The sequence below is a fragment of the Flavisolibacter tropicus genome, assembly GCF_001644645.1.
Classification (GTDB): Bacteria; Bacteroidota; Bacteroidia; order Chitinophagales; family Chitinophagaceae; genus Flavisolibacter; species Flavisolibacter tropicus.
Window position 1 is genome coordinate 998,600 of record NZ_CP011390.1, and the last position, 12,560, is coordinate 1,011,159.

The window sequence follows — 12,560 nt, forward strand, 5'->3', positions numbered from 1 at the left end:
ATATGAGTGAAAAGAAACGAAATACTGATAGCGGTATTGAAATAAAACAACTGTATACAGTTGAAGACCAGCCAACGCAACAAATTGAAACACCCGGCTCTTTCCCTTTTACCAGGGGTGTACAGCCAGATATGTATAGAGGGAAGTTATGGACCATGCGACAATATGCTGGCTTCTCAACTGCTGAAGAAAGCAATAAACGGTATCATTATCTTTTAAACCAAGGGGTAATGGGATTAAGTGTTGCTTTTGACCTCCCTACTCAGATTGGATATGACAGTGACCATGCGTTGGCAGAAGGTGAAGTAGGTAAAGTAGGCGTTGCCATTGACTCGCTCGAAGACATTGACACTTTATTTAAAGGTATTAAGCTGGAAGAAGTAAGCACTTCTATGACCATTAATGCTACTGCCTTTATTCTCCTTTCCTTTTATGTAGCCCAGGCTAAAAAACAAGGAGCTGATTTAAAAAAGATATCAGGTACTATTCAAAATGACATCTTGAAAGAATACGCTGCCAGAGGCACCTATATCTACCCTCCTAAGCCCTCTATGCGTATTATTACAGATATCTTCGAATGGTGCAGTAAAGACCTTCCGAAATGGAATACAATTTCTATATCTGGATACCATATACGTGAGGCAGGTAGCACCGCTGTACAAGAGATCGCTTTTACGTTAAGTAATGGCAAAGCATATGTAAAAGCTGCTTTGGAAAAAGGATTAGACATTAATGTATTTGGCAAGCGCCTATCCTTCTTTTTCAATGCACATAATAACCTATTTGAAGAAGTTGCTAAGTTCAGAGCAGCCAGACGCATGTGGGCAAAAATGATGAAGGATCTTGGAGCTACTGACCCTAAAGCCATGATGCTACGCTTCCATACACAGACTGGTGGCAGTACACTTACGGCGCAGCAACCGCTGAATAATATATCACGTGTTACCATTCAAACATTAGCAGCTGTTCTTGGTGGCACGCAATCGTTACATACTAACGGATATGACGAAGCACTGAGTTTACCCACAGAAGAAGCTGCGCGTATTGCTCTACGTACGCAACAAATTGTAGCTTTTGAAAGCGGTGCTCCTGAAACTGTTGATCCCTTAGCTGGTTCTTATTTCGTAGAAACCTTAACAGATGAAGTAGAACAAAAAGCATGGGAATTAATCAACAAGATCGATGCAATAGGTGGTAGTGTTTCAGCAATTGAACAAGGTTTCATTCAAGACGAGATTGCTCGAAGTGCATACGATTATCAACGCGGTATAGAAAGAGGTGAAAAGATCATTGTTGGTGTAAATAAATTTCAAGTGAATCGGGAAGAGCCCGTTCCTGTCTTTAAAATAGACGATAGCATTCGCGAACAGCAGTCGCTCAAATTAAAAGCCCTACGTGAAAGAAGAGACAATAATAAAGTGAAGGCTAGCCTGGAAGAAGTGCGCTCAAAAGCAGTACATAATGAAAATCTAATGCCAGCAGTTATCGAGGCAGTAGAAAACTATTGTACACTAGGAGAAATAGCAGATACATTAAGAAACGTCTTTGGAGAATATCGATAAACAATATAAAAAAAGCCCGTTAGTTTCTAACGGGCTTTTTTTATATAAGTCACTATTTATTACTGATTGTCAGTACCTGATGTGCCTGTTTTATTTTTGCCTTTCTTTTCTTGCTTCATATTTTCTTTCATTGGTCCTTTAGCTTCTTTTGCTTGTTGGTGATGACTCTGTAATACAGGCAATTGCTTGGTAGCAAAAGCTTTTACATCAGGGTCTTTTGCATCCTTTGTTTCATCTTCAAACTCATCGATGGCCTTTTCGTGAGAATCTCTCATTATAGCCATATATTCTTTATCAAATTCAGCGCCTTCTAATCCATTTAATCGGTCCATCAAAGCTTTATGCTTTGGCATTAATGTGTCAGGAATAGACGCACCTTTACTAGCAACAACAGACTTTAATTCTTCTGTAGCTTTTGTATGATCACGAACGATCATTGCGCCATAGTCTTTAACTTGCTGACTCGCTCCTTTCTTTTGTGCTAACTGGCCCAGTTCAATTTCCATGCGACTAGCGCTGGCGGCTTCCACTAAAAATTTCACATCTTTTTTCTGCAGAGACCCTGCTTGAATTCGTGTATCCATCATTATCGAATCCTCCGCCGTACCTAAACCACCCCCTCCAGCCGTAGTATCAGTCGATGGCCTGGTGGTTGTATCTTGTGCAAAGCAACACAAAGCAGAGAAGACAAGTGGCATGATGAATAATGCTTTCTTTTTCATATCTACTGTTTTGGCCCTTGGCCGAAATTTCTATGCCAATTGTATCTCTGCCGAAGTATAAATAACCAAGTTTTAAATAAAAAAACAACTCTACTGTTTATGCGCTTACATCTTCATTTTAGATATGGCTTTTGCTGAATCTAAATGTGTTTTTATAACAGGTAAAGTTCTGGAAGCAAATGCTTTTAGATCAGCATCTTTCACTTTGGTTGTCGCCTTTTGAAATTCGCTTACATCTTCCTGATGATCCATTAACATGTGACTCATATACACTTTGTCAAATGCGCTACCTGTCTTGCCTTTCAACATATCAATATGTTTCATATGCTCAGGCATTGGTTGAGTAGGCAACGTCAATCCTTTACTTGGTGCTAGTGCTTTCAATTCCTCGCCTGCTTTTCCATGATCCCGTATCATCATAGAAGCAAAAGCTTTTACCCTTTCATTAGTACTACTATGCAAAGCCATATTTGCCATTTCTACTTCAGCCATCCCTCCACTTGCTGCCTTCATAGCAAATTTCTGATCCATTGAATCTAAAGTAACTACAGCTGTAGCAGGACTATTGGTTGCAGCAACTGAAGAATTGGTATCATTTACCATTGAATGATCTACCGTGTTTATAGTATCATTTGATGATGACTCTTTATTTGCATTATTTCCACAAGCAACTATACCGGACATTCCAATAGCAAATACAGCAATTGATAGAAATTTCATGATTATAAGATTAAATTTAAAATAGATTCTTCAATGGCATAAAGCCATATAATCTTGGCACAACATATATACCAAAACGGTCTCATCAATTGTGTTTAACCTGATTAGAAGTTGTTCAAACAAATAGTTTGTAATTTGGCTCTTTAACTCATTAAATAATGAAACGTCTCAGTTTATTTACATTTCTCCTATGGGCCAGCCAGTTAGTTCAGGCTCAATCTCCCTCCTTTATAAAGGATAGCCTGGATTCCTATATTCAAAAAGGCTTGAAAGACTGGGATGTACCCGGGCTAGCTATAGTTGTTGTTAAAGATGGAAAAGTTATTATACAGAAAGGCTATGGTGTAAAAGATATTTCTACAAAAGCTCCGGTTGACGAAAACACGCTTTTTATGATTGCCAGTAATACAAAATTATTCACAGGCACATCATTGGCTTTACTGGAATATAGAGGCGTACTGAATTTGAACGATCGAATTACCAAATATTTCCCTGATTACAAGCTTTGGGACAAAACAACAACAGGACTGGTAACAATTCGTGATTTGTTGTCTCACCGTATTGGAACCAAAACCTTTCAGGGTGACTTTACATTTTGGAATACAAAGCTTACTAGAAGCGAGATCATGAACCGCATGCGCTTATTAAAGCCTTCACAAGTGTTTCGTCAGGATTATGGATACTGCAATAGCTGCTTTTTAACGGCAGGAGAAGTAATACCCAAAGTAACAGGTAAGGCTTGGGAAAATTTTGTTAGAGATAGTATTGTCAATCCTTTACAAATGTCAAGTACCTTACTTCTTTCAACAGATGTTGACCAACTACCCAATGTAGCTTCACCATATACTACTAATTATACAGGCACCCTGCAGCGCGTACCATTTGACAACTGGAACAATCTGGCTCCCGCCGCTTCTATTGTAAGTAATGTAAAGGATCTTACGAATTGGCTACAAATGCAATTAGATAGCGGACGTTTTAATGGCAAACAGGTTATACCCTTTCAAGCTATTTTAAAGACACGTGATGTTCAGATTTCTACAGGTAGTCGTAAGTCAGGGGCCTATCCCATGCATTTCAGAGGATATGGTTTAGGACTATTTGCCGCTGATTACAATGGACGTGCTCTTTACTGGCATACAGGTGGTGCCGGAGGAATGGTTAGCAATGTGTGTTTTGTACCGGAAGAACGTTTAGGTATTGCTATTTTAACAAACAATGATAACCAGAACTTCTTTGAGACTTTACGATACCAAATTCTCGATGCCTACCTTGGAGTTCCGTATGTAAACCGTAGTGCACAACAACTACCTGCATTCAAACAGGGCATGCAAGAACAGCTAAAGGAAATTGCTGGCTGGAGATCCCGCGTAAAAGGTAGCAAACCTACACTTCCCCTTGCTACGTATACAGGCACTTACACTAACGAACTTAATGGCAATATTACCATATCACAAAAAGGAAACGACTTACTAATAAAATTCCAGACAAAGCCAGATCTTAACGCCACCTTACATTATATGGATAATGGCGAGTGGCTAATGGAGTATAATAACATTGAATATGGAATCTTTGCTATCAAATTTGAAGAAACTAATAGTAAAGTGAAATCAGTTACAACCCGCCAAAATGAATTTGTAGAATACGATCCATATACTTTTACAAAGGTTAGCACTAAATAATTATAACATTTATAACCATTGAAAAGCCCCGCGTTATGCGGGGCTTTCTTATTTGAATCAAGTTAAAAGATGATCTATCCTTTCTTTTGCTCTTTTGCCCATGCATCCTTAAGTGTAACAGTTCTATTGAACACCAAGCGATGATAGGTATCCTTGTTATCCAGAGTAAAGTATCCTTTACGCAAGAATTGGTACCGCTCATTGATGGCAGCATTTTTTAAAGCAGGCTCAGCATAAACCGTTTGCACCACTTGCAATGAATCGGGGTTGATATAGCTTTTAAAATCTCCTTCTTCTGCGGCCGGATTCTCCACCTTAAACAGGCGGTCGTACAAACGCACTTCAGCTGTTATATTATTTGTAGCAGACACCCAATGCAATGTACCTTTCACATTAATACCTGATGTATCGCTACCACTTTTGCTTTCAGGGAAATAAGTACAACGTAATTCTATAACATTGCCGCTTTCGTCCTTAATAACCTCATCGCAACGAATGATATAAGCATATTTCAAACGTACCATGCTGCCTGGAAACAAACGGAAGTATTTCTTTGGCGGGTTTTCCATGAAATCTTCGCGCTCAATAAAGAGCTCTTTACTAAACGGAATTTCACGGCTATCACTATTCGGGTCTTCTGGATTATCTTCACCTTTCAACATTTCCACCTCGCCCATTTTCTCCTCATAGTTGGTGATAACAATCTTTAGGGGATCAAATACCACCATCCGACGTAAGGCAATCTTATTTAAATGCTCACGTACACAAAATTCCAACAAACCTACATCAATCAGATTTTCGCGTTTAGCAATACCAATACGGTCGCAGAAATCACGAATTGCTTCAGGAGTATAACCGCGACGACGTAAAGCACTAATAGTTGGCATTCTTGGGTCATCCCAGCTTTCCACATGCCTTTCTTGTACCAGTTGCAATAGTTTGCGCTTACTCATTACAGTATAGCTAATGTTACCCCTGGCAAATTCATACTGGTGAGAAGGGAAAATCTCCAAGTTTTCAATAAACCAGTCATATAGTTCGCGGTGAGGAATAAACTCCAGCGTACAAAGAGAGTGAGTTATATTTTCAATACTATCACTTTGGCCATGTGCAAAGTCATACATTGGATAGATACACCAATTGTCACCTGTGCGATGGTGATGCGCATGCTTAATACGATACATGATGGGGTCACGCATGTGCATGTTAGGGTTTTGCATATCTATTTTAGCACGCAATACCTTCTCACCATCTTTATACTTGCCTGCACGCATATCGTTAAACAACTGCAGATTCTCTTCAATGCTTCTATTTCTAAAAGGGCTGTCTTTCCCCCCTTCAGTTGGCGTTCCTTTTAAGGAAGCTATTTCTTCAGCACTCAGATCATCTACATAGGCAAGGCCCTTTTCTATGAGCTTAACAGCAAAGCCATAGAGCTTTTCAAAATAATCAGATGCATAAAGTTCATGTTTCCATTGGAAACCCAACCACTTCACATCTTCTTTAATACTTTCTACATACTCTGTTTCTTCTGTAGTTGGATTGGTATCATCAAAACGCAGGTTGGTATATCCCCCATATTTTAGGCTTAATCCAAAATTGAGACAAATGCTTTTGGCATGTCCAATATGCAGATAGCCATTAGGCTCTGGAGGAAAACGAGTTACAATTGATTGATACTTTCCAGACTTGAGATCTTCTTCAATAATTTCCTCTAAAAAGTTGAGGCTTTTTTCTTCACTCATGCGGTTGTTATTTCAAAGGAGGCAAAGATACTACACGTAAGCTTCTCTTGATTTCAATTAGCTATTACTAACTTCAACTATCTTTTTTTCTTTTAAAAAAATACAATAAAGTAGCATCAACTACATCAAAACGTTGATACCCAATTGATGTAATTGGATAAAAGTTAAAAGAAACCGTCATAAATAGATAAATAATTCTGTATTGACCACTAACAATTCTCCTATTTATGGACGAGTTAAATACCTATATTTGAGTGGAAACGATTGCAGTTATATTTTTTAATTAAAATCCATGGCGCAAAAAACAATTATAACTGGCACTGGTTGTTATATCCCTACGGAAATTGTAACCAATCGCGACTTCACCATCCATAATTTCTATGCAGAAGATCACGCACGTATAGAAACACCTCCCCAGGAAGTGGTGGAAAAGTTCATACAAATTACCGGCATTGCCGAACGACGTTATGCCTCTTGTGACTTGAACGCTTCAGATCTTGCTAGTATTGCTGCTGAAGCTGCCATAAAGGACAGTGGCATTGATCCTGAAACCTTAGACCAGATCATCGTTGCTCATAATTTCGGAAATGTTCTTAAACACACCATTCAAACAGATGCCGTACCAGCCCTTGCCAGCCGGGTCAAACATAAGCTTCAAATCAAAAACCCGCATTGCGTGGCTTACGACATCTTATTTGGCTGTCCGGGCTGGGTACAAGGGTTAATACAGGCCGACGCTTTTTTCAAAGCAGGAATAGCCAAAAGAGCCCTAGTAATAGGTTCTGAAACCCTAAGCAGGGTTATAGACAGGTATGATCGCGATAGCATGATCTTTTCTGATGGTGCAGGCGCCTGCATTTTAGAGTCTGTTCCTGCTGAAAATTCTGAAAGCGGCATATTGGCCAGCTCTGCTGTAAGTCATTGCCAGGATGAAGCTTATTTTATTTACCTGGGCCAGTCTAACTTTCCTGGCTCTGACCCACGTATCCGGTACATTAAAATGCATGGGAGGAAGGTGTACGAGTTTGCTATCAAAAAAGTGGCAGAGGCCATGAAAGAATGCCTTGATAAAGCAAATGTCTCTATAGATCAACTGAAAATGGTCTTTATTCACCAGGCCAATGAGAAAATGGATGAAGGTATTATTCGCGTTCTTTATAAACTTTATGGAAAACGCGACATACCCACTACTATAATGCCTATGAGTATTCATTGGTTAGGCAATAGTTCTGTTGCCACTGTTCCTACCCTATACGATCTGGTAAGAAAAGGTAAAGTAGAAGGTCACAATCTGGAAAAGGGAGATATTATCCTTTTTGCCTCTGTTGGGGCCGGTATGAATATCAATGCCATTTGTTATAGAGTTTAATCAAGCTGGCTTACCCTATATTTTAATAGGCTGCTCCATATAGTCTTAACAAAAATTCTTTAATTGTAGCCAAATAGAAATTAACCAGATAGACCTACCTTTGCAAGGTCAATTTGAGCGTTCGCATAGTGTTAAGTGAACTATTATTCTGCTAGTCTGATTCTGCGTTTTAGTTAGTCTCTTTATCATTTGCCTCTCAAGATTTTTTACTTTTTTTATTTAACAACAAGAATGAACATTTACGTTTCAAACTTAAGCTTCAATGTAGAAGATGAGGACTTAAGAGAATTTTTCACTGAGTATGGTGAAGTATCTTCAGCCAAGATTATTACTGATAAATTTACTGGTAAGAGCCGTGGATTTGGTTTTGTGGAAATGCCAGATACAGATGCAGCTCAAAAAGCAATTGCTGAACTAGATAACGCAACAGTTGAAAACAGAACTATCCGCGTTATGGAAGCTAAACCAAAAGAAGATCGCCCTGCACGTAGCAACAATGGTGGTTTTGGTGGCAACCGTGGCGGTTTCAAACAAAGATTTTAATCTTACCGATTCAAATATCAAAAAAGCCCTATAACAATAGGGCTTTTTCAATTTACAACATTAACTAAGAATAAGTTCCTTATCCAGTTTCTTAAGTACTTTAAAATGTTTCTTAGAGTTCTTTAAAAAGTAATGCCCTTTCTTTAAACTCCATCGTGGAAAACCGTTTTCATGATTGTATTGGCTTATGTCATACAACCATCTCCAATGAGTCAATATTTCCCTATAGGCGCTTAATAAACTGTATTTACCTGCATATATATGATTAGGAACAGACCCTGCGCCATTAAACTCCAAGATGTAAAAGTTCTGACCTTCTTTCATTTCCTCCACTGAGTTACATTTTATATCATAACGACCATAGTAGAAATGATTTTGCCGGCTTATACGATCAAACAATTCCGTTAATTGGTCATCAATCAAGTGTTTCAGGTCTTTAAATTGCGCCCCATGAAAGAGATTTGCTACATGTGACAAACAATAGCGCTCACCTTTCTTTAATACAATTCCTAATTGCCTGTCTAGGTTAATGCTAGATTTCTTCACCCATCTACTGGCAATCGGCTGTTGCAGTATTAGATCACTAAGATTTGTAACTCCGTCACCACATACTTCTAGCAAATTCTTTTGAATGAGTGCCGTGATCTTACCATGCTTTTCGAATGGTTTCCGGCAATAAAACACGCTGACCTCTAATGGTAGATCTAAAAACTCCTGGATAATATAATCCGCAGGCATTTGAATATGATATTGCCGCAACTGCAGTTCATTCTCAATTTTCCGGAACAGAATACCCTTCATACCTACATCTGGCTTTACAATAAAAGGATAGGTAAAGCCAGCCACTTCAAGTTTAGTCAACACTTGGCCTAAAGACATAAACGGCTTAATAAAGAGGCTTTTAGGACAATATTCTGCTGGCAGTTGATCATACATCTGACGCTTCCCCTCTCCTTCAAATCCACCAAAAGCTAACGTAGGATTAGAGGGTGTAAAGAACCACAGGGAACGACTTCTTACATAGTAAGCAAGCCAGGGAATCATCAAGGGAAAATAGAATAGATAATGGGGCCAATGCGACCAGTCAAGCAATCGTTGTATGAAGTGTCTCAACTCGTTAAAATGCATAAGTTTTAGCTTCAATCAAACGGTTTTCTGCATCAGCATAGATGATACGCGGCTCAAATCCCACAGCATCTTCCTCAGTAAAATAACCAAAGGCCAAAACATGTATCAAGTCGCCTTTATTAAAGAGTTTAGATGCTGCACCATTAACTGTTACCAAGCCTTCATTTTTACTACGTACTACATAAGTTATTATCCGGTTGCCGTTTGTAGCATTGTTTACATGCACAAGTTCAAAAAGACGTAGTCCCGCCGCTTCAATTAATTCATCTGGCAATGCAATACTGCCCGGATAGCTAATGGAACTTTCTGATACCACTAACTGCTGAATTTTTGTACGTAGTAATTGAATGAGCATATGACCTTTAATTGGGTTATGTAGTAAAACGCCGTAAAAGACGTAATACAATACCATAAAAAATTGCGCCAGCCTACAAATCAGAATCTACAATTACCACGCACATCTTTTATAGCACAACCAGCCATCTAAGTAAATGACTTTCAACCAATTATAAAAAGTATACAATATATAAGCAGCTTTTATTATTAACCATGATTAGGGATGACAATACCTTTTAATCGCCGGTATATTTCGGTTGCGTACTCATCTGTCATGCCGCTTAAGTAGTCAAGAGCGCTTAGCACTTTTTCATATGGTGAGGCCTTCTCTTCAAACTCAGTAAACTGGTAAGGGAAAAGTTTTAAAGCAATAGCTTCACGGTGCGAAGGTTTGTTTTTTAATAAGGCAGGTATAAATAGTTGCAACAGCTCTGACATAACATTATAGCCAGCCAGCTCTATCTGAAGCACGGTATCGTGGTTATAGATCTTTGTACGTGATAGATATTGTACTTTCTTTAAAGCCTCACATTTATCTTGGATAGCATCAACCAAAGTATTATTGAAAGTGCCACCAAGTATGTCGTCTTGTTGGGCAATAAACACATCAGCAGCTTCATTGGCCAATATGTTTATGACTTTAGCTCTAAGAAAAGCAATGGCTTCATTTGTATCTTTTATATCATTAAAATAGCCCAATATTTTAGTAGCATTTTCATCAGGCCTGTTGATATTTCTGATCACTTCCATGAAAGCTTCAACGACTTCTTCCTTTTGCAATATCCCTAAGCGCTGTGCATCTTCCATATCTACAATACTGTAGCAGATATCATCGGCAGCTTCTACTAAGTACACAAATGGATGACGTTTATAGATCACCGGCTGCTCACTTTCCTGAAGCATATTCAGCTCCCATGCCAACTGTTTTATCGTATCCTTTTCTGATTGAAAAAAACCATACTTCTTCCTATGCTTATACCCTTTATCCATTGCATTTGATTCACAAGGGTATTTCAATATAGATGCAACAGTAGTATAGGTGAGACCAAATCCTCCCTTAAACCGCCCCCGAAAGCTGTGAGTGAGTATGCGTATTGCATTGGCATTACCCTCAAACGTGCATAGGTCTTTCCATTCATTTTCTGAAAAATAGTTTTGCAGCTCTTGGCCATCAATAATGGCCTGTGCATTTTCTACGAAATAGGCGGAGATAGCTTTTTCACCTGAGTGACCAAAAGCTGGATTTCCTATATCATGGGCCAGGCAACCAGCCGCTAGCACATTGGAAAGTTCATATTTATAAAACTCATAAGCCTCTTCATTGGAGTGCTTAAATTGAGAAGCAATACGCTCTCCTGTCATTTTACCCAATGAACGCCCGACACTGGCCACTTCTAACGAATGGGTGAGCCTGTTATGAACAAAGGCAGTACCCGGCAATGGGAAAACCTGTGTTTTATTTTGCAAACGCCGGAAAGCAGAAGAGAAAATCAGCCTGTCATAGTCGCGCTGAAAGCCCGAACGTGGGCCACTAGGAATTTTATCAGAACCTACCCGCTTATGGGTAAACAGCTGGTCGTATTGCATCATTTCGGAAAAGTGAACGACAAATGTAGGTTTTCTGTTAAACTCATGCGTAAGTACAAGTTGGGTTTAAACTTTAAACATTCCCTTTCCACAAATGGTATGAAAATGGTTGAACTAGCTCTGAACTTAAAATGAGTTAGCTATGGATATTATCATACAGTCCTTGGGCTTCAAGGCTAGTGATCATTTAGAAGGGTACATTCGTGAAAAATTGGGGAAGCTAAACCCCAGTGAACATGTAATCAGAGCAAATGTGATGCTATTCCAGGGCCCTAACAGGAGCACGCCGAATGATTATTGTGAAATACGGTTAGAGGTACCAGGAAACGATCATTTTGTAAAGGAACAGAGCACTCAATTTGAACAATCGGTTGATAGTGCTGTCAATAAGTTACAGCAAATGTTACGTAAGCAAAAGGAAAAGCAGGTTGATCACTTTCAAGGTCGCCATAATTAATCATAAAATTGCTTTTTATACGTTATAGCTTGAAAATTGCCCCTAACCGGGCAATTTTCTTATTTGATCAGTTGGTTTGACTTAGCACTATTCAACTGCTCTTTTTAATTTTATACAACCAATAGCAACCTACTCTAAACTGCACTTGAAGAAACTTTATAAACATGTAAATGTATTCTATGGCAGATTGGCGATTAAATATTGATGATTTTTTAAAAGGCCAGGGGTTTGAGCGAAAAGAACCAGATTTAACACATAATGACGCTGTTGTTATCCAGGAATTTCTTGAAAATATAGGTAGGCCTGTATTTGAAAATATAACCGACCAGTTAAATGCCTTTAAGGAAGTAAAAGCTGAAGTAGTTGAATCCTCTTTTACGCCCCCACTCCCAATTGATTATTTTCATTTATCCGTTTTCAATAGAACACAGCCTAAGCTAACCTATCGTCTACGTTTTACAAAAGAAGCAAACGGACAAGTAATGTTGGGCGCAGAATACAGCACACCCAATATTTATGGCGAGAATACCCGTTTTCATAACAGTGCACTGAATCGTACATTAACAGGTACAACGGAGGAAGATATAGCCAGTGATTTTTTCCAGATTCTGCAAACAAAATTCTAGTACAATAAGTAGCAACAGAAACTCGTATTCGAAAAAATTACTCAGTCTACCATTTCTTTTACTAACCTGTATATTATAAAAGA

General features: G+C 38.8%; 12 protein-coding genes. 6 read left to right on the forward strand and 6 right to left on the reverse strand.

Features of this window, described 5'->3' with window-relative positions:
- Nucleotides 1–2: 2 nt before the first annotated feature.
- A complete protein-coding gene (locus tag SY85_RS03985) occupies nt 3–1,562 on the forward strand; it encodes an acyl-CoA mutase large subunit family protein (RefSeq protein ID WP_066401910.1) in 1,560 nt (519 codons plus the stop codon).
- A gap of 59 nt (nt 1,563–1,621) precedes the next feature.
- Here the strand turns inward: SY85_RS03985 and SY85_RS03990 are convergent, their stop codons facing one another.
- Nucleotides 1,622–2,284 carry a DUF4142 domain-containing protein gene (locus tag SY85_RS03990; protein ID WP_066401911.1) on the reverse strand — a complete coding sequence of 221 codons (663 nt, stop codon included), beginning with the start codon at nt 2,282–2,284 and terminating at the stop codon, nt 1,622–1,624.
- Between the two features lie 105 nt (nt 2,285–2,389).
- The gene (locus SY85_RS03995) at nt 2,390–3,004 is read right to left on the reverse strand and encodes a DUF4142 domain-containing protein (RefSeq protein ID WP_066401912.1); all 615 of its coding nucleotides are present in this window, start codon (nt 3,002–3,004) and stop codon (nt 2,390–2,392) included.
- 158 nt (nt 3,005–3,162) lie between these two features.
- On the opposite strand from SY85_RS03995, the gene SY85_RS04000 reads away from it, so the two are divergent.
- Nucleotides 3,163–4,686 carry a serine hydrolase gene (locus SY85_RS04000; protein WP_066401913.1) on the forward strand — a complete coding sequence of 508 codons (1,524 nt, stop codon included), beginning with the start codon at nt 3,163–3,165 and terminating at the stop codon, nt 4,684–4,686.
- A 74-nt stretch (nt 4,687–4,760) separates the two neighbouring features.
- On the opposite strand, the gene SY85_RS04005 is transcribed toward SY85_RS04000, so the two are convergent.
- On the reverse strand, nt 4,761–6,431 hold the full coding sequence (locus SY85_RS04005; protein WP_066401914.1) for a glutamine--tRNA ligase/YqeY domain fusion protein: 1,671 nt from the start codon (nt 6,429–6,431) through the stop codon (nt 4,761–4,763).
- Nucleotides 6,432–6,723: 292 nt separating this feature from the next.
- Here SY85_RS04005 and SY85_RS04010 point away from each other — a divergent pair, with 292 nt between their 5' ends.
- Complete coding sequence (locus SY85_RS04010; protein WP_066401915.1) at nt 6,724–7,800, forward strand: 3-oxoacyl-ACP synthase III family protein; 1,077 nt, start codon at nt 6,724–6,726, stop codon at nt 7,798–7,800.
- Nucleotides 7,801–8,031: 231 nt separating this feature from the next.
- Entirely contained in the window at nt 8,032–8,343 is a 312-nt protein-coding gene (locus tag SY85_RS04015; protein WP_066401916.1) for an RNA recognition motif domain-containing protein, read from the forward strand.
- A gap of 60 nt (nt 8,344–8,403) precedes the next feature.
- On the opposite strand, the gene SY85_RS04020 is transcribed toward SY85_RS04015, so the two are convergent.
- The 3 genes from SY85_RS04020 to dgt form a co-directional block, all read right to left on the reverse strand.
- Nucleotides 8,404–9,486, reverse strand: coding sequence for an ATP-grasp domain-containing protein (locus tag SY85_RS04020; RefSeq protein ID WP_226998997.1), 1,083 nt, complete (start codon nt 9,484–9,486; stop codon nt 8,404–8,406).
- Entirely contained in the window at nt 9,461–9,826 is a 366-nt protein-coding gene (locus SY85_RS04025) for an aspartate 1-decarboxylase (protein ID WP_066401918.1), read from the reverse strand. Before SY85_RS04025 ends, SY85_RS04020 begins: the two co-directional genes overlap by 26 nt.
- Before the next feature lie 188 nt (nt 9,827–10,014).
- A complete protein-coding gene (dgt, locus tag SY85_RS04030) occupies nt 10,015–11,397 on the reverse strand; it encodes a dGTP triphosphohydrolase (RefSeq protein WP_226998998.1) in 1,383 nt (460 codons plus the stop codon).
- 139 nt (nt 11,398–11,536) lie between these two features.
- Between dgt and SY85_RS04035 the strand changes: the two genes are divergently transcribed.
- A complete protein-coding gene (locus SY85_RS04035) occupies nt 11,537–11,851 on the forward strand; it encodes an HPF/RaiA family ribosome-associated protein (protein WP_066401919.1) in 315 nt (104 codons plus the stop codon).
- A 179-nt stretch (nt 11,852–12,030) separates the two neighbouring features.
- Nucleotides 12,031–12,477, forward strand: a complete 447-nt coding sequence (locus tag SY85_RS04040) for a hypothetical protein (RefSeq protein ID WP_148661113.1) — start codon at nt 12,031–12,033, stop codon at nt 12,475–12,477.
- Nucleotides 12,478–12,560: the final 83 nt, after the last annotated feature.

Coding starts and splice junctions, on each gene's coding strand:
- SY85_RS03985 (WP_066401910.1), top strand. CDS start 3: ATGAGTGAAAAGAAACGAAATACTGATAGCGGTATTGAAATAAAACAA.
- SY85_RS03990 (WP_066401911.1), bottom strand. CDS start 2,284: ATGAAAAAGAAAGCATTATTCATCATGCCACTTGTCTTCTCTGCTTTG.
- SY85_RS03995 (WP_066401912.1), bottom strand. CDS start 3,004: ATGAAATTTCTATCAATTGCTGTATTTGCTATTGGAATGTCCGGTATA.
- SY85_RS04000 (WP_066401913.1), top strand. CDS start 3,163: ATGAAACGTCTCAGTTTATTTACATTTCTCCTATGGGCCAGCCAGTTA.
- SY85_RS04005 (WP_066401914.1), bottom strand. CDS start 6,431: ATGAGTGAAGAAAAAAGCCTCAACTTTTTAGAGGAAATTATTGAAGAA.
- SY85_RS04010 (WP_066401915.1), top strand. CDS start 6,724: ATGGCGCAAAAAACAATTATAACTGGCACTGGTTGTTATATCCCTACG.
- SY85_RS04015 (WP_066401916.1), top strand. CDS start 8,032: ATGAACATTTACGTTTCAAACTTAAGCTTCAATGTAGAAGATGAGGAC.
- SY85_RS04025 (WP_066401918.1), bottom strand. CDS start 9,826: ATGCTCATTCAATTACTACGTACAAAAATTCAGCAGTTAGTGGTATCA.
- dgt (WP_226998998.1), bottom strand. CDS start 11,397: ATGATGCAATACGACCAGCTGTTTACCCATAAGCGGGTAGGTTCTGAT.
- SY85_RS04035 (WP_066401919.1), top strand. CDS start 11,537: ATGGATATTATCATACAGTCCTTGGGCTTCAAGGCTAGTGATCATTTA.
- SY85_RS04040 (WP_148661113.1), top strand. CDS start 12,031: ATGGCAGATTGGCGATTAAATATTGATGATTTTTTAAAAGGCCAGGGG.